Here is a 21,199-nt window from a genome sequence, read left to right as displayed (position 1 = left end):
ATAGATAAGATTGCGATATAGGTTCTTTCGCAGCTCATATTTTGTCCCAAATTGTTTGTAGAAGCCAGCCTGAACTAACTTCTCAGGCGTGGCTCGTTTATGTAAATATAGTTCCAATTAGTTATTCTCCTTTGTGGCAGAAAAATTGAATTCAGAGGACGAAATCTTCTTGTTGGAAATCTTTTGATAGATGTCTACATACATCTCATCTTTGTCACGGTTATAAGTAACTTCTGCATATTTGATTCCCATTGGTGGTCCCCAAATAGTACACTTTTTATAGCCCAATTCATGCGCAAACCAGACAAAATCTAACCTTGAAATGTCAGTTTCAACGCCATAGTTTTTTAGCTCATTAACAACAGCATTTTTAGCAACTAATTCGAATTCGTAACTTGTCATATAATTATTCTCCTTCAATCGCAATATAGGACGATTCTGCCCTGTTTAAGAGTCTCTTGCACGTCGATAACGCGCTGATTGGACGAACCTCTCCATTTAAGCGTAATATCGCGTTGCTCCTTTATGTATGGACCATCAACAAGAACATCACAACGTCTGATAATTTCCCATCTTTCCAACCATTCATCATCGCGATATTCAAACGGAGTCTGTCTATATGATTTATAATTGTCCATCAATTCGTTGAAAGTAAAACCTGTATACAACCAAATTGTTTTAGTGGGAAATTTCTTCTTGATATTGTAAATTAAATAAAGAATCGTATCGAGATTTTGGACGTATAACGGATCTCCACCGCTCAGAGTAATACCAGAAATATATGGTTTTTCAAGCTCTTCAAAAATCTCATTTCTGGCAGGTTCATCAAATTCAATCCCACTTTTGGGATTCCATGTTTGATGGTTTTGACATTCTAAGCATCCGTGAGAACATCCTGCAACCCAGAGGACGACTCTAAGGCCGTCCCCGTTGTTTTGATCATCATGAGTTATGTTATGATAATTCATTACATACTCACCCTTTCTTTAATTTCGGCATTTTTTGCATCGTTGTATCTGGTTTCGCCATGAACTCTTGTAAAGCCCAGATAACCATTCATGCGGTCGATTTTTGTAATCATTTTACTTCCACATTTTGGGCATACGTCCATTTCCACCTGTTGATAACCGCAATCTTCACAATAGCACATTGCAAGATTCACTCCTTCATAGAAGCCCATGTCCATAGCTCTAAGCACTAAGGTTTTGATAGCCTCTTTGTTATACCCAAGATTGTATCTGCAATACTGAATTTTTCCGCCATTAAAATAGTTCCAGAAACGATATTCCTTGTCCTGCTTCTCAATTGGGGACATATTCTCAGATACATGACAATGGAAGGAATTACTTACATATTCTCTATCGGAAACGTTTTCAATGATGCCATAAATCTTTCTAAACTGTTCTACCTGAAGTCCGCAAAGCGTTTCTGCAGGTGTGCCATAAATTGCATATAAAATATGGTCCTCTTCTTTAATGCGATTCACATAATCATTAATGTATTTCATAACCTCTAATGCGAATTCACCGTCTTCACGAATGGATTTGCCATTATAAAGTCTCTGTAATTCATTCAGTGCTGTGACTCCATAACTCATTGTCATTGGAGGAAGAATACTCTTGATTTTTTCGTCCGGTTTTAATGTACCACCATATAAACCACCTTCACAAAAGGCTACCGGGTTAACACTGGCTCTTAATTCCCCAATATAATCGTATGTTCTCTTGTGAAGTCCACGGATAAGTTCGAGATAGTAATCTAAAACTTCATAAAAATCTTTTGACTCTCTTCTCGCCTTTGCAAGAATCATCGGAAGGTTCAAGCTTACAACTCCGAGATTGAATCTGCCCTCGAATACTGGAACGTCATTCTCGTCTGCTGGATGCATACCGCCCCTCTCATACCACGGAGAAAGGAAAGCTCTGCAGCCCATTGGACTTACAACTTTGCCGTATTTTTTATACATCTCTGCGACATAACCGTCGCCAGTTAAAGATAACCAGTCTGGATACATAGTCTTTGAAGAACACTCTATTCCAGCATTAAATACATCTGCAGATGGGTATTGATCAGATCCGTCTCCATGGAGATTTTTGTCGTAAAGGAAGATAATTTTTGGGAATAGAACTGGACGTTTAAATCCTTTTTTGCCCTGACCATTAGAATGAACATTAAGAAGCGAAATGGCTGCCATTTTACCAAATTCAGAAGTGGCAAGTCCAATAGACATGGAAACGAAGGGGTAATCCCCTCGGCTGCTCCCCACACTGTTTAATTTCATTTCAATACCTTGCCAGCCCTGATCAAAGTCTCGGCGAACTTTTTCGAGGGCATATTCATGTGCTGATTCATCGATTCCAACAAGATCTCTTCCAAGATGAGAATCAGAAACTTTATCAACAATATCTCTATATTCTTTAACATATTTTTTATATGATTTTTCAGCATATGGAGCGAGAATTTTATCAACTTCTGGAACAGTAAATCCGCCATACTGTTGTGCAGCAGTAGAAAGAATGATGTCTCCCATCACATCAAAGGCAGTGTCAAGATATTTAGGCTCGTTATACCAAATATTTCCCATCTCAAATCCATTTTTCATAACATTGCCAACCATAAAAAGATCACAATTAAAAGTATCAAGTCTTGCTGATCTGTCATGAATGTAGATGTATCCATCTTTAGCGGCCTGTTTTTCATCATAAGTTGAGAAAAATTTCTTATATAGTTCACTACTTAGCTCGTTGTAAATTAAACTTCTTTTTGTCGCTACTAATGCAGAATCAGTGTTTGCATTACTTTTATCTCCGATATAACGGATAGATTGGCTTTTTTCATATACTTTGTCCATCATATGTACGAAATCTTTTTTGTAATTTCTGTACTCTTTATACATTTTTGCAACTTTTGGATAGTCGTCTTCGAGAACTGCCTCCACAATATTATGCATATCATAAATCTCAATATCGGTATCCTCTGGATAATTCTCCTCAATAGATTCCCAAACATCGTTTAGAATTCTGTTATAATCTTTTTCTGTTAACTCAATCATTGCTCTTCTTGCTGCTTTGTTACAAGCATCAATGATTTTTTGTTCATTATAAACTTCGATAGTACCATCCTTTTTGATGACTTGCTTAAATTCTTTCAATCTCATACCTCCATTATTCATCCTTTAACACAATGCAGATATGGCTCTCCAAAGAATCACATCCATGAGTTTTCATGCGTCGCACCGTGTCAATAGTATATTCTCTACCGTTGAGTTCAACGGTGATAAAATCGTCATCCATCTGAGCAAGAGTTCTTCTCAGATCTGAACTTGTAAAAATCACTTACAGGTTGCCACCTCGATCCTTACAAAACTGCTCCATTACAGCATCAAATCTTCTGATGTCTTCTTGATTATCGCTGATCAGCACAGCTTCTGCCTTTAACGGATAGGCAAAGCAAAACATACCTAATGCAGACTTTCCATCTAAGTTCATAGATCCGCAATTCAGATCAACGTCATCGGCAAAAGTATTTGCAATTCTACAAAATTCATTGCCTTCTTCTTTATTCTCTAAATAGATATTTACTTTTCTCAAATTCTGTGCTCCTTTACTTTCAAAAACTGTTCTAATTTATCCGCCACAGCCGCAATATCATCTTCATTGTTATAAACAATTCTATCGGTTTCCTGCTCGAAACCTTTAAAATCATTGATATCAGCTTCAATTCTTCTCTTCGCTTCTTCTGGATTATCGCCTCTTAATTTAAGGCGTCTCTGAATTGCTGCTAGATTTGCAAATAAATAAACGACATGTGGCATAAATTCCAATTCTTTTTTTACCGCTCGAATTCCAGATGGTGTTAGAATAATAAATCGATCAGGCTCGTCAATATAATCCTTGATTGCAGATCCATAATACCAATCGCCAAATTCGGTGTGAAAGACATTATATTCTGCAAATTCATGATTTTCCAGCATCTCCTGAAACTGTTCATTCGTGATAAAGTGGTATGTCTTTCCATCTACTTCTCCATCTCTCGGAGGACGGGTCGTATATGTTACAACCCGTTTATATCCACGAGAGATTAATTCTTGAGACAGTGTATCTTTACCACTTGCGCTTTTTCCTGCAATGATAAACATTCTTAATCTCCTAACATTTTGATCAGTTCGTCCTCTGTGATAATCTTCACACCTAATTCTTTCGCTTTTTTATTCTTAGATGAGGTGCTGTTAATATCATTATTTACGAGATAATTTACTTTACTGCTCACCGATCCAACTACTTTCCCGCCGTGATTTACGATTGCGTCCTTAACAGCATCACGATTTGGAAAATGTTCCACAGAACCGGTGATCACAAACGTCTTGCCGGAAACTTCGGAAGAAAGATTCAGGTTTACTACTTTTGGAATATTAAAATTGAATTCTTTGGAAAGCTGGAAGATATTAGAGCATTCTATATTAAAATAATGATCTAATGACTGAATAATAGACGGACCAACGCCATCAAGATAATTGAAGAAATTAGCGCCTGTAAGCGTCATTGTCACCATAAACGTATTAAAATCATAGTCACAAGCTTTGGCGATCATCTCACTGGCAGTTTTACCCACCATGGGGATACTTAAGCCATAGAGGAATCTATCCAGCGTTGTTTCTCTGCTTTTCTCGATAGCAGACAGAATACTTGTTACAGATTTTGTTCCAAATCCAGGGAACCTCGTCCATTCAACCTCATGATCTTTTAAATAGTACAAATCTTTAAAACAATTTACCCATTTTCTTTTGAGTAAGAACTGGATTGTGGATTCAGACAATCCTTCGATATTAAGCGCATTTCTGTTTGCGAAATGAGAAAGTTTGTAGAGAAGTTTTCCCTGACAATCAGGATTTGCACAAACAAGAACCTCAGAATCATTCTCTTTTACAATCTTCGTTTCGCCGCCACAAACAGGGCAAGTTTGAGGGATTGGAACATTATCTGATTTGTCAATGCTGTCGTGTACACGCGGAATAACCATATTGCTACGATATACATGGATTCGGTCACCGACACCAAGCTTCAGATTCTTAATATATGTAATATTGTGGAGTGTTGCTCTTGTAGTGATTGCACCCTCTAAGTCCACGGGCGAGAAAACTGCAACAGGGTTGAGAAGTCCACTCTTAGAAATGCTCCACTCTACATTTCCAAGTGTAGTTTCGTATAAATCGTCGGCATACTTTAATGCCATACGGCATGACTCGTGGTGCGCAGTTGCACCAGCGGCTTTGGAAATCTTAACACTGTTTAGTTCAAAAATCAGACCGTCACAAGGATACTCATATTTTTCTGGGTTCATCGTCTCAACCGCCTGATCGACCGTGACACCCATAATTCTCTGAACGGTGGAAAAGCCAAGATTGTCGAGATACTCCATGCCTTCCCATTTGGATTCGATCTCTGGCGACACAAGCTCAAACGGGATAAATGAAAGTTTTCTATCTCGGACAATATTAAGATCGAGATTTCTCAGTGTTCCTGCTGCCAAATTTCTCGGATGAGAATACAGCTCTTCCAGTTCCGAATTGATACGATTAAATTCTCCCCAAGAAATCACACATTCTCCTCGAACTTCGATGTCTTCTGTGGTGTTAATTTTCATTGGCAAATTCTGAATAAACCGGCAAGCTTCAGTAACATCTTCTCCGATAGTACCGTTTCCGCGAGTGATACCCTGAACAAATTTACCGTTCTTATATTTTACGACCAGTGTCAGGCCATCAAGCTTAAATGAACAGTACCACTTATTATCCTTGAGGAATTTCTTGATTTCTGTAGGATCTTTTGTTTTTGCCGCGCTAAGCATTGGCTTTGAATGGGTGACTTTTTTAAATCCATCCAAGACGTATCCCTGAACTTTCTGCGTTGGACTCCCGGCTAATGAAATACCCATTTTGTTTTCAAGGGCTTCCAACGCGTCATATAGATCGTCATAATTCTTATCCGACATAAACGGCTTGTCATCTTGATAATAAGCTACAGAGGCTTTGTGTAGCTCTGCTGTGAGGGTCTTTAATCGGTTAAGGTCTTTGTCGTATCCTTCTGTCATTTATTATCCTCCTCAGAATACGATTCTTCATTGTTACTTGTATGACGCTTTAGAAGATCATCGACATGCTTTTGAACCATTTCATCATATTCTTTCATTAATTCTTTTGAAACTGTCACCTCTCGACAATTCGCCTTGATTGGATCTTTTACCGGCTTTACAATTCTAAAAAAATCATTTTCTGTTGCGACCGTGTATTCTTTAGTTTTTCCAAGCCAATGTAATAACTCAAAAAGTTCTTTTGTTAATTCTGTCTTGTATTCTTCTACAAAATATGGCCCACCTAAATCACCGCCATATCTTGTTGCTGTTTCAAGGATTGAATTAAGGTACTCAAAAAATGCATCTCCGATATTGATCATTTATTCTCCTCTCCTACGTATTTATATAACAGTTTCAACATTTCGTCTTCTTCTGGAAAGAATGGATCTCTTCCTGATGAAGCAACATTACCCAAGAAATTCATCATAAGCTGACCGAAACGCCAATCGCTGAAATATGTACGGTGAACCCTACACAACTCGGCATAGAATCCATCTAATCTATTCGGATCACGCATTCTTACCATTTCCTTCATACATGATTAACTCTTCCGCATACGGCAGAGTCTTAATCCACTCTACAAAAGATTTGGACCATTCCGTGAGTTTATGGTATCTACGATCAAAGTACATCTGGCGGAGTACCTGATAATTCAGAGTCGTCATTCTTTTCTGAAGCCATCCTTCCGGCAGTAATCGGATCAACTCTTTCCAATAACGCTTATCATTTGTAGCCAGGTATGCTTTTCTAAGATTCTCCATCACCATAATCATGTCTTCAACATATACAGAGATGTCGTCCAGTCCATCGTCATAATCATCATCTTTCTCTTCATCATATGCCAGCGAAAGCTCTGGATCATAATCATCGATTTCAAAACAATCCAGTGTGATCGGTGTCTTAGCCAACCGGTGCATGGTACTCTCACTGTTTGTAGTTACTCCCACACGATACTGATCGGCTTCCTTCCACCAATAAAGCGGGGCCGTAATATTTACACTTACCAGAATCTGTCTCATAAACTTACTATGAGAATTACCCTGAGCCATAGATGCTTTTAATAAACGCTGCATGAGTCCTAAATCATTTGGACCGAGAATATATTCTCCGTTTTCATTGTAAAAGCTGTCCATTCTTTTATGGCTTTCCATTGGGTTTCTTGCGCCAAGAATGGCATTTTCAAAATTTGTTACCATCGTATTTTCAAATTTCATACTTCACTCTCCTATTTAATTGCACTGATGCATCTTCCAACTTTTTGTCCATTGGAATACTTAGTGACTACTTCCAGTTCTACTCTGCCACCAATCTTCTTATTTGCAAAGCTCGGCGCGTTATCATATCCATCTACCGCTCCGTCGTTAATCAGTGTTAAATCCTCATACTTCACGATGATCCGCCACTCATATTTGTCGGTCTGATCATACCAGTGCCGTATATTGAGATCAGCGATTCTACCTACAACATCCTCGCGGCTATATGTAATATTCTCTCTTTCTGTTGACTCAACGGAATTTTCAGTAGTGCGACCGCACCCAATTAGAAACAATAGAACTGCCAAAAGAAATACAAAATGTGTTTTAGTCGATTTTAACATCTACTCCACCCTGTTCATCCTTGTGTAGATCAATACCTTCGATAACGGCTCTTGTTTCAAGAACAGTGAGGTAATCCTTCATCGCGCGAATCTGTAAATCGTAAAGACTTCCTGGGCAGGTTGGCGTAAAGTTTAATGTACCATGATCCATTTTCTCTCGCATAATCACAAGACCGGTAAGTCTGCAAGAAAGTTGCTCATACTCCGCAATAAACCTTTCCTTATAATCGGTGCTACACATAAGTTCACAAGTCTCTTTTAATGTCTTCATAATTTATTTCTCCTTATTTCTCCATGAAATGGTATAAAAATATCCGTTGGTTTTTATTTTATAATTTTTATTTTCAAAATATTCTTTTGTTAAATCACTCAGCTCACCATAAGCAGTAAAACCAAATTTGCCCTCTTTTATAGCATCAAGTATATGCTCTTTTAAATTTTGAATTTCTGTCGTATCGTATTCATCGATTATCTCACTTGTTGCTTTATATGCTTCCTTTGCATCCAGAAAATCATCTCTTGGTGTTTTTACTTCGGGCATCGGAATTGTATTGAATGGTTTGTCATTATAAAGCATTGTATGTATACCTCCACATAGATCTCTTTCGTTACACAAGATACATGCATTATGCATTCTGCTATCTGGTGGATATTTGCAAATCATTATCGAATATCTCCATTCATTTTTGCTTTGAGTAAAGCGCTTAAGTATTCCTGCGGGTTATCTTTTGCCGCCTGGAATCCAGCTTTCTGACGCTGAATATCATCCATCGGAATCTTATATTTAGGGCTATCAGATACTTCCTTGCGATACGCTGCTACCTCGTCACGAGAAACAACACCCTTCTCTACCAGAATACGTAAAGCAACCTGGATATCAATAGCTGTTCTCAGGATGGTTTTCTGAACTTGCAGCTCATGCAAAGCTTCATCAGGTTTGTAATAATTGCCATTGCTTACTGCCATATATACCTCCTATGAAAAACATATTTTATTCCAAAACACTTACGGCTTTATCTATATTCTCATTCGCCCATTTAACCCATCTTTCTGCATATGGGCGCGTCTTTTCATTTAGACCAAAGATCTCATTCGTAAGAATCCAATCCTTTCCGATTGACTCTTCCATAATCTTTGTATTACTATCTATATCATCTGCATCTAATGGATAGAATTTAGATTTTGTAAAATATCTTCTACCATATGTTTTTGTGATTGTGATCTTGTTGATCTTATCTTCGATAAGCCGCCAGAATGTTTCCCCATCTTTTTCTCTTTTTTGAAGCATTCCAACAAAATCACCAACATTTAATTTTTCCATATTGCCCCCCATTTTTAATTCCCAATTGTTTCATCAGAAGGAAATATTTTTATTTTAGACGATTCTATAAGTCGCCTATATGTAAGTAAAAAATTATTTGCATTCGACACAGGAACAATTCTAATTGCACCCTTTCTCGTCCCAGCAACTTTGATGTCAAAACAAACATTGTTCCCAATCATGTTGTCTTTGCGAAGTTCAGCGACTCTGATGGAGTCTAAGGAAATTCTCATCTCGTCCAAAACATAATAGTTGCCAGCAAATCGTTTAATTGTCTCTACTTCAACCAGCCTTGTCATGTTATATCACTTCCGTTTTTTTCGTAGTTCTTCTTTCTCTCTCGTCGTTCTCGTTCCAATACTTGCTGATATTTTAGGATTCTGCATCCGTTGCAGTTGCTTCTGTTTTTACAAAACCAGCAACCATCTGTATCCAACCAAAACCATTTTGGAGGTTGTGGTCGTTGCTTCTTTTTTGCTTTACTCATGTTTATAATTCCACAAAATACGACTCGAAATATATAACTTCCTTCATTTTGTCATTCTTCTGGACAGTAGTAAATTTGAACGAATAATCAGTAACAGTGGATACTGTGCCGTTCCGGTGATTGGTCTGAAAAATATTCGCCATTTTGAACATATCTACCATTTATTTTTCTCCTTTTGAAAGTGCGATTTCAACAGTTGATTTTTTCAGTATATTTTATTTCTTCCATTATTGAAGTTCCTATGGTATATAATTTTTTCTGTACAATATGTTGTACCCTTATGAGAAAATCTTTAAAAAATTCATCTTGACGCTCGTATAATGTAATTGATTCATTTCCATTTCTACGGTCACAAGGATACAGCCCGTCTTCGTATTCAGAACCATAATAATAGAAATACAATTCGTACTTATAACGGCAAGTGAATTGCCAAGGGATAAGTGTCGCAACGGTCACATAGTTATTTCCAATTTTAATTTTGAAGTCATAGTGACGATTTATTTTTACGATTCTCATTTTCCTCTCACCTTCCTGCCATCAGATATTATTTTATACCTTTCCATAGTTCGATACCGCGTTGTTCACAAATCCAACCGATCAAACCATTCTTTTCGCGAAGAAACTTCTCATATTCTCTTCTCTCTTGGATGTCCGCAAGGTCATAACCAAGCTCGATCATTCCGTCCACAAGAGTTCCAAGTGAATCGTATACTCCATCGTAATATTCTTTCTCTAACCGTGCATCAGATTTAGTTGCAGCCCACTTTAGAATCTCATTTTTCTCTGATTTTTTCATACAAAATCCTCTTATTCTATTGCTTCGAAATAACACTCTAACGTTTCTTTTGTGATTTCTAGCCAGTATAAAATTTGTGGGTCAACACTCTCTAATCTTACTGTCTTTGGTCCATCACAAATCCTATACATATCGTAAGGATCTTCCTTCCAGATGGTATCCTTTTGTACAGTATCGTATTTGTCAGTTGGGAATCCATCATAATTACGTATTTCGAGGCAAAGATTCTCTTTACATTTATATTTTTTGATCATTTAATATTTCTCCAAACTTCTTCATTACATATGACTTAAACAAGTTTAAATCTTATAAAATATACAAGGATTCTTTTGCTACTTGTCTGGCAGAATCCTCGACCTTTACAAATTCATCAAAGTAACTGCTACTAAATGCACAATTTGAAATAATCTTGTTAATTTCCATTTCTATTTCCTTAAAAAGTTCAGATGAGGAAACCGAAGATCGAAATACTTTTGATCTATATTTATTTAGATTCCCTCTGAGAACCGGCAAGTTAGCATTTCTTCTTTTGTTGTTATCCCAATGCATAGGATTGTTATAGAATTCTTCTCTTCTGGTTTTATAATTGTTTATATCCTGTTTTGCTAATTGTTTGATCTCTTCAACATCCATGTCCATCTCCTAAAATTCACGTTTCATCAGCACATTTCGTTCCAAAATCCATACAATTTATGGCAACTCCATCCATTTTTTAATTCTCCTTTGTATCGTCGAATTCTCTTACTGGATTGTCTTTTATAATATTTTGACCTTTTCTTTCGATACCATCTTTTATAGTATGGCTTTTGGCGTTTAAACCTTATACCCCAACTGATCCATATCTCATCTTCAAGAGTAACAGGAAATGGATATCCAGAACAATTTTCTGCCAGCCATTTAAGATGACGCTGATGTCGGATATATCTTTCTCTTTTATCATGTTTTCGTCTACAGGAACTCGAAGGTTTTACTACCAGATCAGGCTCATGCATCTCAGAGCAGTGTCCTGCCCAAATGACTTTGCCACCAACTTTGTCGCACCAGCAATACTCTTCTGCTTGTTTTATCGCCTCATCTCGTGACATATCGCCGTAAACATCATTTGGAATCCCCTGTTCTGCAACAATAGCATCATACATATTTACTCTTCGAGTATAATCGTATTCACCATAAGGACATTCGCTGCAACGCATGGAATCACCTACTCTCGAAATTTTTCTTTTATATCTTCGTCGAAAATTACAGACCTATCACCATTTGCCGAAAAGAACTTAAGCGGATGATCATAATAATCTTCCAAAAACTCTTTTGTATATAATTTTCCTGTTTTCTCCAACCATTTTCTAAAATCATTTTTAGAGGAAAAACAATGAGAACATCCCATATTGCGTAGAACAAAAGACGTCGTACAATCTCTAAATTCACATTCATACATAAGCTCTCTTTTGTATTCCATACCACACTTGTCGCAACGATAATAGAATAAAATTGGAAAAAATTTATGTATCGAAACCGAATTTAGGCAATCACTAACATATTTTTCTTTTGGATCTCTTATCATAGGCTATAATCCTTCATACATAATGTGGTTTAGCTTGCTGGCAACCTTATCGAGATGCCTTTCTATCTTCGCGTTGATATGCTCTTTTGCTGTATCGACTTGTATGCCAATATCGATGATATCCTTACAGTATGGATCTCCTGTTAATTCTTCTCCGTACCAAAATTTCTCAAACGGAATAACATACCATTCGCCCGTATCAGTGTCTGTAAAACTAAACTCTAATTCTGTGTTTTCATCATATCCTATCTCGTTCAGCTTTTTTATCAGCTCCATGACTTTCATTTTCTTCCTCCTGAAACAACGGTTTTATCCGAATAAAATTTTCTTTTTTCGATCTTCTATTTTCTTTAATCTATCAATATGTTCCTGTGCCGCTTTTTCTTTTAATGCCGCTCTTTCTAGCTCGTTGTATTGATTTGCAAACAACGGAAGATTGTGTTTTGCGGCATATAATAGTTCAATATTATTTAATTCCTCCATGCTTCATCCTAAAAACTAATTGCTGACATATCTTTATCGAAATAATCGCCATTATGTATTGTGGTTACATATTTTATATATGGATACTGCTTTGTATAATTCTCCATGTGTTCACAATTATTGCATTTATGCGGAAACTGTGGCGGATATGTCATTAGCACAACCTCTCCTGATTTTTCCATAAATCCTTTCCCACATTTGTCGCACTTCATTTTTACCAAAACGGTTTCAACTTCGCACTCTACTTCCATTGAGTTATTCCTCCTTTAGATCTTCTGCAATCTCTTTAATTGTTTCAACAATGTCTTCTGCATAGTGCGGATTATGTAATTCGTCTGGATGAACGCCAAGATATTTTAATTTAACCTTGGAGACAAACTTATCAATGATGGTATTTTTATTAGAATTCTCTTGAGGGTTATCTCGTGTTTCTCGAATTAACTTTGCGATTTGCTGATACTGATTTTTCTTCTTCAACGTCTCATATTTATCTAATATTTCGACACATTCTTTCAATGCACCGAAATATTTTCCAAGGGCCTCTTGAGAACCTTTGAGTTGAATTTCTCCGTACACGCAGCTTAATGATTTCTTGATTTCGTCTGTTGTCATATTTTCTCCTACACAGCCTTATTAAAATTTTCTGATATAACGAGAGCTTATATCCCAAACATTCTTCCGCAAAAATATCTGGATGCCTCCTATAAAAGCGAATCATGTTCTCATATTCTTTTTCTCTCATACTATTAAATCCAATTCTTCATCACTCACTCGAATCTGCACATAACACTGATCGCCAATCATAAATCCGTAATAATAGCAATCGCCGAGACGATAATGAATCATATCTCCGTTTTCGGGAAGAAGCTTCAATAGTCTTTCTGCATGTTCTATAATTGCCCTGCGCTGTAAAAGCTTAGAGTGACGGCGTAGCCGACTTCCACTCCAGATCCAACCGTATCCAATTCCTTCAACATCGATCCAAGTATTATCGTCAGGATAATCTTCATTGTCGTACCAGTATTCATAGACATCTATATATTTGAACAATTTTATTTTCAACAAATTTATGTCTTTCTTTCCGAGAATATAGACTCCCAACTTCTGCAGCTTGAATTCATCAATTATTTTTTCTAGCGTCATTTGAAGCCTCCGGATCAAGTCTAATAAAAAGATCAAATAATTGCCGATCTTCGTAATTATCACAAATGGGTTCGTTGTCTCCAATCATGTCTTTCGCACACTCTCTCATTCTCTGCCAAAAATACATAATCTTTTCATCGACAAGAGAATTGTAAAGCTCTACGCATTCCTCATACGTATCAGCATAATAACGACTCAAATCTGCTAAGACTTCCTTGGATTTTGCGAGATTCTTTGAATCCTTTTTGTATGGAGCAAAATAAGCTCTATAACCATCTTCATAAATTTCACCTTGTATCGGTTTTTGAATAAGGCCATTTTTGTTTTTATTATTTTGCAGTTCATAAGCACACGCCCAGATAGGTTTATTCTTATGCGAATCAATTAACTTCCAAATGTCTTTTCGTTCTCTGTAAATCATGTTTCCTCCGCTAATTCAACAACCTTGCAAATCCCATACCGATGCCACAGCCAAGCCCCATAAACCATGCCGTTGTTCCAAATTCTTGTTTCAGCATCACTAAACATGCAATCCATGTAACCAATCCTGAAATTCCAATGATCTTTGCCAATTTTTTCATTTTGTTATTCTCCTATCCAATAGTAAAACCACTGTAACTTTCATATTCTTTCGGTTCTTTTACCGAAACATATGTATTAGTCACCTGGTCGTATTTAAACCACCAACGCTCGCTGCTATTGGCTGGCTTATACAACCCCTCCTCGATTTTCTCGATTAAAGCATAATCATAGCAGCATTCGTCGATCCCGCACCAGTTTTCAGTAACCGCTGAAACTGCCGTTTCATAGGAGCCGTACCAGCCCACCAGACGGCTTGAACCGAAGTCTGGGAAGAAATTTTTGACTCCCATGCGTTCACACATCATAACGACGTATATAAAGTCTCTGTGGATCGTTAGAGGCTGCACATTAAGGTATGTAAGCTCCATTTGAGGAGTAAGTATTTTATAGCCGGTCGGCATGTCCAATGTAGCTGTGCCAAATGTCATAGATTTATTCTCCTTCCTGAAGCGATAACCAGGTATGTCTGGAAACGCTTTTATTGTTTGTCATACACATCTTAAACGCTGCCGGTTCTGCCAATAGAAGACATCTCTTTTTTGCTCTCGTGATTGCCGTGTAAAGCATACAAGTGTCAAGTAGCGTATAATGCGTCATATCAATAATAATGATGACATTTTTAATGCCACTTCCTTGCAATTTATGACATGTGGCTGCGTATGCCAAATCCAATTGATCAAGTTCACTTTTATCATAAACAACCATCTTTTTCTGGTCGCCTAATTTGAATTCAATTTCAAGTTGTATTGACTTTTTTCCATCGATTTCAACATCAGAAATATTTTTTATATATCCGATTTCTCCATTAAACACATTTTTTTCATAGTCGTTGTCTGTCTGCATCACCTTTGAGCCTACATAATATATTCTTTCTCCATATTGAACATGCTTTTCAGATGGTTTAAACAGCAGATCCGTAATCCTTTTGTTGATTTCCAATGCGCTGTTTCCGCACTTTTCACGTCTTGGGGTAATAATCACGACGCTGTCCATGCCTTCTTGCTCGACCGTTTTCATATATGTTTTAATGGCGATATTCTGTAATGCTTCTCTGGATTCTCTGAACATGTAAATCATATCTTGCAATTCTCCATTTACAATACGGAGTTCTGGTCCATTAATTGGATAAATTCCTCCTCTGATTTTATTCGCGTCCATTAAAATACCAGACTTTTCTGCTTGTCTTAAAACTTTTGTAAGCCTGTAAATTGCAAATTCATTTTTGAATTCTAAAAGATCGCCAAACACATTTCCATATCCGATTGGTGGAAGCTGTCTGTTGTCACCACACATGATGATTTTCTTTCCCTCTTGAACTGCGTCAAGAATTGCATGAAAAATTCCAACATTGATCATCGAGCATTCATCGACAAGAATTACATCAGAAGGAAGAGGGTCGATATGATTAAATGAAAATCCTTTGGGAGTATATCCTAACAGTCTATGGATCGTACACGCTGGAAATCCAGTCGCTTCTGTGATTCTTTGTGCCGCCATCGCTGATAATGCACAACATGAAATTGAATATCCTGCCTTTTTGTAAACGTTTAAGATTGCGCGAGAAATTGAAGTTTTACCACTTCCTGCTTTTCCTGTAATAATAACAACATTGCTATTAATACTATTCTCTACAACTGAACGCTGTTCTTCTGTTAAAAAGAACCCTTGATCCGATTCTGACTTAGAAATACCAGCTTTAATATCATCATTAGAAACTTCCAAAGTGTCATAACTGTTAAGTTTTTTCAGAATATCAAGAATTGACTTTTCTTTTTCATAATATCTTTTTAGTCCAATTCTGTTTTTCTCCATATCACGCTCAATATGAAATATTAACTCATTATTGCATTCGTTATCCATAATCGTTTTGTATATATCCATACAATCGAAAAGGTTATCTCTTACTGCGTTTTCAAGAGTATTAATATTTACCCATGTATGACCACTACTATTCCCAAGTTCTTCAAGGTAATTCTCTATAAAGGCATAGACTCGTTTTGCAGAAACTCGAATTTGTGGATTAATCTTTAATGCCAATTGGTCTACTGTTTTAAAACCAAACCCTTTAATTTGAAGCATAATATATGGGTTTTCTATCAATTTTTCTTTTAGCAGAGTTGGGTTTGGTTCGTTGGAAATTAATTTTTTGATTTTATTGTATGTAACCCCCAAAGGCTGTAACATGACCAAAATGTCAGAAATAACATAATTACTCAGAACTTTTTCTTTAATCAAGTTATAGGTATGTTCTCCAATACCTTTAAGATTGGTCAGATCAACATTATCTGTTCCATCAATAATATCCTGTACAATATTCGGGTATTTTTCAATTAAAGTCTCTGCCTGTCTTTTTGTAACAATGGATTCGAGAAACATTTTCTGTTGCTCTTCTGTTTTCGGTGCAACAGACACGACAGACTTTGGTTTATACTGATAGTTCTTATATTTATTGTTATAGTCCAATGTCGCAGTTACTTCGTATTCTGATCCAATATATAATTGCTGCATGTTTCCAGCAAGAATTGACATTTTTAAATTTTCATCCAAATATCCACCAAAAGGATCTTGTGGGACTGCGTCATATTTGGGAATGTCGTCTTTTGTATGAAACACGAAAACGCCATAATTAGAATCTTCTGAATAATAACGTTGTGTTACCGGTATACATTTGAACTTAATTTCTTCCAAGTTTTTCACCTCTCGTAAAATCACAGTGAGGATTTGACTCCTCACTATGATATTCTCTGTTTTAACTGTCGATCTTCAAGCCATTGATCATAGCTTTTCATTTCCTTGACAATCGCTTTATCGTCGCTTTTCGCGCAAAGCATCGCGACCTGGGTTCCGCGTTTAATTAAATCCTCATACTGTTTAAGCTGTGTATGCCAACACGTTGCTTCAATTAGTCCAAAGGCCGAATACATCCAAATAAACGCAAATTGCTTTCCAGTTCTGTCTTTCTTTTTTTGAATGTTTGCAATAACACCAACAACGATGCCTTTCCCACCGTCGTCAACACTTTCAAATGGCATTTCAATAAATTCGTATGCTTTTTCGAAAGGATTATATGTTAGAAACACCGATAGTGCCTCGAACTCCCACAGATCCTCGTTCTTTAAATATTTCTCGGTAAATTCGGATATTGCTTTTTTATTTTTTTCGTCCTGAGTACGATAGAATTCTTTCATTTTTGCAGTGTTGTAAAGCTTTAATCGATCTTCTTTTGCTTTAATAACTTCACCGTCTATACCATACTTCTCTTTTAATACAGATAGTTTTGGCAAAGTAGAAACTGGTGTGTACTCTTTATTTTTAAACTGGGATTTAGCAAAAGATAATAGAAACTCTTTTTTATTTTTACAAGGAATAGCTCCAGCTTTTGCAAGACTGATAACAATAGAAATTGATGGATTCATACGATCATAGAAGTCGTCAAAATTATCAAATTTCCGACTCGACCGTTCTTCGATCAAAGAATCAACGAACTTTTTTCCAACACCTTTGATCGCCTCAAGCCCAAACAAAATCTTTTTACTGTATACGGAAAAGATCCTATCAGAGCGGTTAATATGAGGTGGAAGGATCTTGACATTAAAGTTCTTGGAATCGATAATGTATTTATTTAAAGCACCATAATCATTACGCTTCTGATTTAGAAGACCACAGAAAAATTCAGTAGAATATTTTGCTTTAAGATAAGCAGTTTGAAGAGTGATAATACTATATAAAGCAGAATGACTTTTATTAAAACAATCCTTAATACCCTCGGTTTCCCGATATTTATTAGGGGAGTAGACTATACCATCATCGTTGTTTTAAAACTCGGATGCTCATTGGTAGTCGTTGCGAGCTTGCCATATTGTATATAACAACGTAGGCCTATCTCTCAGGATTATCCAATCTTTATGCTTAATTACTATACCGTTGTGATTGGCAACGCCACATTTTCATTTCTGAAAATGTTTAGTACATAAAGCTCTAAGGATTTCCCCTGATATTCTGAGTTTTCTATAATTATCACTAATTATAGGGGCTGAATATTGTAAAATCTATCATGCTTGTATGTTAAATAATAAGTGGCATTTTTGTATAAGTATTCTCTAATTTTCACAAGACTATTTATACCTTTATATGCAATACGTGTAAGTCCTGGTATTCTTTTTACATCATGTAAACGTGTATGCTTCACATTGCAACAATTGCATATAACTAATTGCATTTGTTCTAAAAAATCTGGTGTTCCTAAAATTTCCATACAATATCTTTTTCTCTTGTCATAAGAATCATAATATGTAAAAATTGAGCCGTCTCCATCGAAATAACCCCGAATAAAATGATTCATATATTGTTCTGGAATATTAGGGAAATATGTCATGTTCAAAGATTTTCGCGGAAAAACACCTAATTTATTTAAATCAGAAACTATTTTTTTATTTGAAAATTTGAAAATATAGTGTCCATAGCCATCTTGTGTCTTTGTTTGAAGAACATTTAAATTTGCTCCAAGCTCTTCTTTAAAATAATTTAACAACTTATAATTGTCTTCACATTTGTCGGATAGCCCAAAACAAAAATCATCATGATCACCAACAAAACCATCTGCATATATAAAACCTAAAATATAAGCCTTAAATTCTGTATCTATATTTTCAAAATAGTTTTCATTTTGTATAACATATCGATTTTTTAGCTTTGCATTAATTCCTGCATCTACCAAAACTTGTCTTAATGTTCTTTTGGAAACATTTAAATATCTATTCATGTCTCCGACTTTTATTTCTTTGTGTTTATAATAGAAATCAATAATTGTCTTTCTGTCTTCTGTTGTTAAATCGCTATATTTTTTCTTCATTTGTCCTCCAAAAAAATATAGCATGATAGATTTTATTCTTTTTTAAGTTAACCCGCCCTTTTGCGATAATTCTTCGCTAATCTCTCTTGCAATCTCTTCAGCGTATCCATTGTCAATAATTTCTTGATAAAGCTTTGCAGACTCCTCTTTGATCATTTCTATGTTTTTCTTACCAATCGCTTTTCTGAATTTGTCTGCTCCTCCGTATGTTCTACCACCGAATTTTCGAACAATCTCCATGACTTCTTCCTGATAAATTATGCAACCATATGTGTCTTTCAATATCGGCTCCATATCAGGATGGATATAATGGACTTTTTTTCTTCCATGCTTACAATCGATATATTCTTCTAATGCTCCCATACTGTCAGGACGGTATAACGCCAACACAGCAGATACATCTTCTAAACTGGATGGTTGTAGGCGTTGAATCAGATCCTTCATACCCTGTGATTCAACCTGGAATACACCATTTGTGTCAGCCGAACACAATAACTTATACATATCTTTATTTGCAAGAAATTCAGGATTGTTTACATCAATCTCGTATGGGTCTATGTGCGCATACTCCACACATTCTTTAATAGTGTTCAACGTATCAGCAAGCCCAAGACAGTCGAATTTGATGATTCCAATCTCTTCAATGATCTTTTTATCAACTTGAATGACGTGTTCGCCCTTCGATCCAAGCTTCATCGCCATATAGTCTGTGATCTTTGTATCTACGATTCCAACTCCACCGGCATGAACTGATGTCTGTCGAACCCTACCACTGATTTTCCCAGCAATGTCGAATAATTCTTTGTAATCAGCGTATTCTTCGTATAACGTAGGATTATTCTCTACGCATTCTTCGAACGTTGGATAAGTAAATTTCTTACTAATCTTGTCGCAGACCTTATATGGAATTCCCAGAATTCTTCCAACATCTTTGATCGCAACTACCGGTGTGATGTATGAAAAGTTGATGACCTGGCATACTCTGTCAGCACCGTATTTCTGCATCAGATACTCTACTACTTTCTCTCGATCAGAGAAGTCACTATCAATATCTGGCATAGACACTCGTTCTGGATTTAAGAAGCGTTCAAAAATAAGACCATATGAAATTGGATCAAGCTCTGAAATTCCAAGAAGATAATCGACGATTGCTCCTCCGCCGGATCCGCGACCTGGGCCAACGGCAACACCATGACTTTTAGCCCATTTGATAAAGTCCCACACGATTAAGAAATATCCGTCGAATCCCATCTGGTGAATGATTCCAAGCTCATAATTAAGACGATCTCTACGAACTTTTTGATCTTCTGATGACATTTTATCAATGTTTCTTCTGTGCCAGCCCTCTTCGCAAAGATGTTTCAAGTAATCATAGTTTGTGTCAAACCCATCAGGGAGCGGGAACGTTGGTAACTGCGGGGACTGAAATGGCATGTTCACTTCATCAATCATATCCGCAATCATGTCTGAGTTTTCCAATCCAAGAGCTACGTTTTCTTTGCCAATTTGAGCATCCATGATTTCATGGATCTCATTGTCAGACTGCATATAGCAGCCTTCATAGGTTTCCCCAATGGTATCACTGTCCCTGGCGATTTGAACATGTCGTGCCTGATAATAGAGATCTTCTTTTGTCGCAGCATGGCTATCTGTCGTGATTGTAAATAGTGTATTAGTGTCTTGCGATAATCGAAGAATTTTTTTGTTATACTCGGCCTGGTCTTCTGACCTGTGACTTTGCATTTCTAAAAAGAAGTACGGAAAGATTTTTTTATACTCTTTTACATATTCTACACACCTGCCATAAGCTTTCTCACGAGATATTTTTGATGCAAGACACGCGGACATAATGATTAAATTTTCTGCGTATGGCTTTAGAGTTTCCAAGTCTACACGAGGTTTATAATAAAATCCTTCAAAATTACTCTTAGTAACAATTTCATTAAGAGCAATCCTACCCTTTTCGTTCTTGGCCAATGCGACTAAATGAAAATACTTGCTGTCAGGATCCTGAACCTTAATGTTAAAACACTCATATAATTCCACGCCATAAATCATTTTGACTTCTGGATATTTCTTTTTTAACTTATCAAAATATGGCCAGGAATATTCATTTGCATGTTCAGTTATAGCAAATGCATGAATCCCTAATTCTTTTGCTCTTTTTAAATATTCTTCCGGATGAGAAAACCCATCGAGAACAGAATATTCAGAGTGATTATGTAAAGAACTTGACATCTTATTT

Annotated in this window: 33 protein-coding genes; all 33 read right to left on the bottom strand. The window is 36.5% G+C overall.

All coding sequences use genetic code 11. From position 1 onward, the window contains the following. Positions 1 to 117: 117 nt before the first annotated feature. The 33 genes from FN001_RS07840 to dnaE all read right to left on the bottom strand — a co-directional run bounded on the left by FN001_RS07840 (position 118) and on the right by dnaE (position 21,192). The gene (locus tag FN001_RS07840) at positions 118 to 402 is read right to left on the bottom strand and encodes a DUF6275 family protein (protein WP_142411468.1); all 285 of its coding nucleotides are present in this window, start codon (positions 400 to 402) and stop codon (positions 118 to 120) included. A 14-nt stretch (positions 403 to 416) separates the two neighbouring features. Further along, on the bottom strand, positions 417 to 968 hold the full coding sequence (gene nrdG, locus FN001_RS07835; RefSeq protein WP_142411467.1) for an anaerobic ribonucleoside-triphosphate reductase activating protein: 552 nt from the start codon (positions 966 to 968) through the stop codon (positions 417 to 419). Further along, positions 968 to 3,157: an anaerobic ribonucleoside-triphosphate reductase gene (gene nrdD / locus FN001_RS07830; RefSeq protein ID WP_142411466.1), complete on the bottom strand. Its 2,190-nt coding sequence runs from the start codon at positions 3,155 to 3,157 to the stop codon at positions 968 to 970. The genes nrdG and nrdD overlap by 1 nt, the downstream gene beginning before the upstream one ends. 178 nt (positions 3,158 to 3,335) lie before the next feature. Continuing rightward, positions 3,336 to 3,590 (bottom strand): hypothetical protein, encoded by a 255-nt coding sequence (locus tag FN001_RS07825; RefSeq protein ID WP_142411465.1) that lies wholly within the window; start codon positions 3,588 to 3,590, stop codon positions 3,336 to 3,338. Further along, positions 3,587 to 4,138 (bottom strand): guanylate kinase, encoded by a 552-nt coding sequence (locus tag FN001_RS07820; RefSeq protein ID WP_142411464.1) that lies wholly within the window; start codon positions 4,136 to 4,138, stop codon positions 3,587 to 3,589. The genes FN001_RS07825 and FN001_RS07820 overlap by 4 nt, the downstream gene beginning before the upstream one ends. Positions 4,139 to 4,140: 2 nt before the next feature. After that, positions 4,141 to 6,090: an NAD-dependent DNA ligase LigA gene (gene ligA / locus FN001_RS07815; RefSeq protein WP_142411463.1), complete on the bottom strand. Its 1,950-nt coding sequence runs from the start codon at positions 6,088 to 6,090 to the stop codon at positions 4,141 to 4,143. Then, on the bottom strand, positions 6,087 to 6,452 hold the full coding sequence (locus FN001_RS07810) for a hypothetical protein (protein WP_142411462.1): 366 nt from the start codon (positions 6,450 to 6,452) through the stop codon (positions 6,087 to 6,089). Before FN001_RS07810 ends, ligA begins: the two co-directional genes overlap by 4 nt. Next, positions 6,449 to 6,667 carry a hypothetical protein gene (locus FN001_RS07805; protein ID WP_142411461.1) on the bottom strand — a complete coding sequence of 73 codons (219 nt, stop codon included), beginning with the start codon at positions 6,665 to 6,667 and terminating at the stop codon, positions 6,449 to 6,451. The genes FN001_RS07810 and FN001_RS07805 overlap by 4 nt, the downstream gene beginning before the upstream one ends. Continuing rightward, positions 6,642 to 7,346, bottom strand: coding sequence for a hypothetical protein (locus FN001_RS07800; protein WP_142411460.1), 705 nt, complete (start codon positions 7,344 to 7,346; stop codon positions 6,642 to 6,644). The genes FN001_RS07805 and FN001_RS07800 overlap by 26 nt, the downstream gene beginning before the upstream one ends. An 11-nt stretch (positions 7,347 to 7,357) precedes the next feature. Then, positions 7,358 to 7,729, bottom strand: coding sequence for a hypothetical protein (locus FN001_RS07795; RefSeq protein WP_142411459.1), 372 nt, complete (start codon positions 7,727 to 7,729; stop codon positions 7,358 to 7,360). Beyond that, the gene (locus FN001_RS07790; RefSeq protein ID WP_142411458.1) at positions 7,713 to 8,000 is read right to left on the bottom strand and encodes a crAss001_48 related protein; all 288 of its coding nucleotides are present in this window, start codon (positions 7,998 to 8,000) and stop codon (positions 7,713 to 7,715) included. Before FN001_RS07790 ends, FN001_RS07795 begins: the two co-directional genes overlap by 17 nt. A gap of 3 nt (positions 8,001 to 8,003) precedes the next feature. Next, positions 8,004 to 8,393: a hypothetical protein gene (locus FN001_RS07785; protein ID WP_142411457.1), complete on the bottom strand. Its 390-nt coding sequence runs from the start codon at positions 8,391 to 8,393 to the stop codon at positions 8,004 to 8,006. Next, positions 8,393 to 8,695, bottom strand: coding sequence for a hypothetical protein (locus FN001_RS07780; RefSeq protein ID WP_142411456.1), 303 nt, complete (start codon positions 8,693 to 8,695; stop codon positions 8,393 to 8,395). Before FN001_RS07780 ends, FN001_RS07785 begins: the two co-directional genes overlap by 1 nt. A 25-nt stretch (positions 8,696 to 8,720) precedes the next feature. Then, positions 8,721 to 9,050 (bottom strand): hypothetical protein, encoded by a 330-nt coding sequence (locus FN001_RS07775; protein ID WP_142411455.1) that lies wholly within the window; start codon positions 9,048 to 9,050, stop codon positions 8,721 to 8,723. A 14-nt stretch (positions 9,051 to 9,064) separates the two neighbouring features. After that, positions 9,065 to 9,349, bottom strand: a complete 285-nt coding sequence (locus FN001_RS07770; protein ID WP_142411454.1) for a hypothetical protein — start codon at positions 9,347 to 9,349, stop codon at positions 9,065 to 9,067. 377 nt (positions 9,350 to 9,726) lie between these two features. Continuing rightward, complete coding sequence (locus FN001_RS07760) at positions 9,727 to 10,053, bottom strand: hypothetical protein (RefSeq protein ID WP_142411452.1); 327 nt, start codon at positions 10,051 to 10,053, stop codon at positions 9,727 to 9,729. Positions 10,054 to 10,081: 28 nt separating this feature from the next. Then, positions 10,082 to 10,333 carry a hypothetical protein gene (locus FN001_RS07755; protein WP_142411451.1) on the bottom strand — a complete coding sequence of 84 codons (252 nt, stop codon included), beginning with the start codon at positions 10,331 to 10,333 and terminating at the stop codon, positions 10,082 to 10,084. Between the two features lie 11 nt (positions 10,334 to 10,344). Continuing rightward, positions 10,345 to 10,587 carry a hypothetical protein gene (locus tag FN001_RS07750; RefSeq protein WP_142411450.1) on the bottom strand — a complete coding sequence of 81 codons (243 nt, stop codon included), beginning with the start codon at positions 10,585 to 10,587 and terminating at the stop codon, positions 10,345 to 10,347. A 52-nt stretch (positions 10,588 to 10,639) separates the two neighbouring features. After that, positions 10,640 to 10,966 (bottom strand): hypothetical protein, encoded by a 327-nt coding sequence (locus tag FN001_RS07745; RefSeq protein ID WP_142411449.1) that lies wholly within the window; start codon positions 10,964 to 10,966, stop codon positions 10,640 to 10,642. Between the two features lie 26 nt (positions 10,967 to 10,992). After that, positions 10,993 to 11,472, bottom strand: a complete 480-nt coding sequence (locus FN001_RS07740) for a hypothetical protein (RefSeq protein WP_142411448.1) — start codon at positions 11,470 to 11,472, stop codon at positions 10,993 to 10,995. A gap of 62 nt (positions 11,473 to 11,534) precedes the next feature. After that, positions 11,535 to 11,894: a hypothetical protein gene (locus FN001_RS07735; protein ID WP_142411447.1), complete on the bottom strand. Its 360-nt coding sequence runs from the start codon at positions 11,892 to 11,894 to the stop codon at positions 11,535 to 11,537. Positions 11,895 to 11,897: 3 nt separating this feature from the next. Then, positions 11,898 to 12,179 (bottom strand): hypothetical protein, encoded by a 282-nt coding sequence (locus FN001_RS07730; protein ID WP_142411446.1) that lies wholly within the window; start codon positions 12,177 to 12,179, stop codon positions 11,898 to 11,900. A 24-nt stretch (positions 12,180 to 12,203) separates the two neighbouring features. Then, positions 12,204 to 12,377, bottom strand: coding sequence for a hypothetical protein (locus tag FN001_RS18060; protein WP_185911871.1), 174 nt, complete (start codon positions 12,375 to 12,377; stop codon positions 12,204 to 12,206). Positions 12,378 to 12,385: 8 nt separating this feature from the next. Continuing rightward, on the bottom strand, positions 12,386 to 12,628 hold the full coding sequence (locus FN001_RS07725; protein ID WP_142411445.1) for a hypothetical protein: 243 nt from the start codon (positions 12,626 to 12,628) through the stop codon (positions 12,386 to 12,388). 4 nt (positions 12,629 to 12,632) lie between these two features. Continuing rightward, positions 12,633 to 12,989, bottom strand: coding sequence for a hypothetical protein (locus tag FN001_RS07720; protein ID WP_142411444.1), 357 nt, complete (start codon positions 12,987 to 12,989; stop codon positions 12,633 to 12,635). Between the two features lie 126 nt (positions 12,990 to 13,115). Further along, positions 13,116 to 13,520 (bottom strand): hypothetical protein, encoded by a 405-nt coding sequence (locus FN001_RS07715; RefSeq protein ID WP_142411443.1) that lies wholly within the window; start codon positions 13,518 to 13,520, stop codon positions 13,116 to 13,118. Continuing rightward, positions 13,498 to 13,941 carry a hypothetical protein gene (locus tag FN001_RS07710; protein ID WP_142411442.1) on the bottom strand — a complete coding sequence of 148 codons (444 nt, stop codon included), beginning with the start codon at positions 13,939 to 13,941 and terminating at the stop codon, positions 13,498 to 13,500. The genes FN001_RS07715 and FN001_RS07710 overlap by 23 nt, the downstream gene beginning before the upstream one ends. Before the next feature lie 10 nt (positions 13,942 to 13,951). After that, on the bottom strand, positions 13,952 to 14,101 hold the full coding sequence (locus FN001_RS18055; protein ID WP_185911870.1) for a hypothetical protein: 150 nt from the start codon (positions 14,099 to 14,101) through the stop codon (positions 13,952 to 13,954). A 12-nt stretch (positions 14,102 to 14,113) separates the two neighbouring features. Further along, positions 14,114 to 14,530, bottom strand: a complete 417-nt coding sequence (locus FN001_RS07705) for a hypothetical protein (protein ID WP_142411441.1) — start codon at positions 14,528 to 14,530, stop codon at positions 14,114 to 14,116. A 4-nt stretch (positions 14,531 to 14,534) separates the two neighbouring features. Further along, positions 14,535 to 16,790 carry an AAA family ATPase gene (locus FN001_RS07700; protein WP_142411440.1) on the bottom strand — a complete coding sequence of 752 codons (2,256 nt, stop codon included), beginning with the start codon at positions 16,788 to 16,790 and terminating at the stop codon, positions 14,535 to 14,537. Positions 16,791 to 16,834: 44 nt separating this feature from the next. Beyond that, positions 16,835 to 17,686 carry a DUF655 domain-containing protein gene (locus tag FN001_RS07695; RefSeq protein ID WP_279230961.1) on the bottom strand — a complete coding sequence of 284 codons (852 nt, stop codon included), beginning with the start codon at positions 17,684 to 17,686 and terminating at the stop codon, positions 16,835 to 16,837. A gap of 440 nt (positions 17,687 to 18,126) precedes the next feature. After that, positions 18,127 to 18,954 carry a hypothetical protein gene (locus tag FN001_RS07690; RefSeq protein WP_142411438.1) on the bottom strand — a complete coding sequence of 276 codons (828 nt, stop codon included), beginning with the start codon at positions 18,952 to 18,954 and terminating at the stop codon, positions 18,127 to 18,129. Positions 18,955 to 18,996: 42 nt separating this feature from the next. Then, positions 18,997 to 21,192: a DNA polymerase III subunit alpha gene (gene dnaE / locus FN001_RS07685; RefSeq protein ID WP_142411437.1), complete on the bottom strand. Its 2,196-nt coding sequence runs from the start codon at positions 21,190 to 21,192 to the stop codon at positions 18,997 to 18,999. Positions 21,193 to 21,199 lie beyond the last annotated feature (7 nt).

Origin of the sequence: Clostridium sp. Marseille-P7770, from assembly GCF_902143525.1 — a bacterium.
GTDB lineage: Bacteria > Bacillota > Clostridia > Lachnospirales > Lachnospiraceae > Pilosibacter.
The sequence above is the reverse complement of the archived record's forward strand: the minus strand, read 5'-3'. Positions and strand labels throughout refer to the sequence as shown.

Coding starts and splice junctions, on each gene's coding strand:
- FN001_RS07840 (WP_142411468.1), bottom strand. CDS start 402: ATGACAAGTTACGAATTCGAATTAGTTGCTAAAAATGCTGTTGTTAAT.
- nrdG (WP_142411467.1), bottom strand. CDS start 968: ATGAATTATCATAACATAACTCATGATGATCAAAACAACGGGGACGGC.
- nrdD (WP_142411466.1), bottom strand. CDS start 3,157: ATGAGATTGAAAGAATTTAAGCAAGTCATCAAAAAGGATGGTACTATC.
- FN001_RS07820 (WP_142411464.1), bottom strand. CDS start 4,138: ATGTTTATCATTGCAGGAAAAAGCGCAAGTGGTAAAGATACACTGTCT.
- ligA (WP_142411463.1), bottom strand. CDS start 6,090: ATGACAGAAGGATACGACAAAGACCTTAACCGATTAAAGACCCTCACA.
- FN001_RS07810 (WP_142411462.1), bottom strand. CDS start 6,452: ATGATCAATATCGGAGATGCATTTTTTGAGTACCTTAATTCAATCCTT.
- FN001_RS07805 (WP_142411461.1), bottom strand. CDS start 6,667: ATGAAGGAAATGGTAAGAATGCGTGATCCGAATAGATTAGATGGATTC.
- FN001_RS07800 (WP_142411460.1), bottom strand. CDS start 7,346: ATGAAATTTGAAAATACGATGGTAACAAATTTTGAAAATGCCATTCTT.
- FN001_RS07795 (WP_142411459.1), bottom strand. CDS start 7,729: ATGTTAAAATCGACTAAAACACATTTTGTATTTCTTTTGGCAGTTCTA.
- FN001_RS07790 (WP_142411458.1), bottom strand. CDS start 8,000: ATGAAGACATTAAAAGAGACTTGTGAACTTATGTGTAGCACCGATTAT.
- FN001_RS07785 (WP_142411457.1), bottom strand. CDS start 8,393: ATGATTTGCAAATATCCACCAGATAGCAGAATGCATAATGCATGTATC.
- FN001_RS07780 (WP_142411456.1), bottom strand. CDS start 8,695: ATGGCAGTAAGCAATGGCAATTATTACAAACCTGATGAAGCTTTGCAT.
- FN001_RS07775 (WP_142411455.1), bottom strand. CDS start 9,050: ATGGAAAAATTAAATGTTGGTGATTTTGTTGGAATGCTTCAAAAAAGA.
- FN001_RS07770 (WP_142411454.1), bottom strand. CDS start 9,349: ATGACAAGGCTGGTTGAAGTAGAGACAATTAAACGATTTGCTGGCAAC.
- FN001_RS07760 (WP_142411452.1), bottom strand. CDS start 10,053: ATGAGAATCGTAAAAATAAATCGTCACTATGACTTCAAAATTAAAATT.
- FN001_RS07755 (WP_142411451.1), bottom strand. CDS start 10,333: ATGAAAAAATCAGAGAAAAATGAGATTCTAAAGTGGGCTGCAACTAAA.
- FN001_RS07750 (WP_142411450.1), bottom strand. CDS start 10,587: ATGATCAAAAAATATAAATGTAAAGAGAATCTTTGCCTCGAAATACGT.
- FN001_RS07745 (WP_142411449.1), bottom strand. CDS start 10,966: ATGGATGTTGAAGAGATCAAACAATTAGCAAAACAGGATATAAACAAT.
- FN001_RS07740 (WP_142411448.1), bottom strand. CDS start 11,472: ATGTATGATGCTATTGTTGCAGAACAGGGGATTCCAAATGATGTTTAC.
- FN001_RS07735 (WP_142411447.1), bottom strand. CDS start 11,894: ATGATAAGAGATCCAAAAGAAAAATATGTTAGTGATTGCCTAAATTCG.
- FN001_RS07730 (WP_142411446.1), bottom strand. CDS start 12,179: ATGAAAGTCATGGAGCTGATAAAAAAGCTGAACGAGATAGGATATGAT.
- FN001_RS18060 (WP_185911871.1), bottom strand. CDS start 12,377: ATGGAGGAATTAAATAATATTGAACTATTATATGCCGCAAAACACAAT.
- FN001_RS07725 (WP_142411445.1), bottom strand. CDS start 12,628: ATGGAAGTAGAGTGCGAAGTTGAAACCGTTTTGGTAAAAATGAAGTGC.
- FN001_RS07720 (WP_142411444.1), bottom strand. CDS start 12,989: ATGACAACAGACGAAATCAAGAAATCATTAAGCTGCGTGTACGGAGAA.
- FN001_RS07715 (WP_142411443.1), bottom strand. CDS start 13,520: ATGACGCTAGAAAAAATAATTGATGAATTCAAGCTGCAGAAGTTGGGA.
- FN001_RS07710 (WP_142411442.1), bottom strand. CDS start 13,941: ATGATTTACAGAGAACGAAAAGACATTTGGAAGTTAATTGATTCGCAT.
- FN001_RS18055 (WP_185911870.1), bottom strand. CDS start 14,101: ATGAAAAAATTGGCAAAGATCATTGGAATTTCAGGATTGGTTACATGG.
- FN001_RS07705 (WP_142411441.1), bottom strand. CDS start 14,530: ATGACATTTGGCACAGCTACATTGGACATGCCGACCGGCTATAAAATA.
- FN001_RS07690 (WP_142411438.1), bottom strand. CDS start 18,954: ATGAAGAAAAAATATAGCGATTTAACAACAGAAGACAGAAAGACAATT.
- dnaE (WP_142411437.1), bottom strand. CDS start 21,192: ATGTCAAGTTCTTTACATAATCACTCTGAATATTCTGTTCTCGATGGG.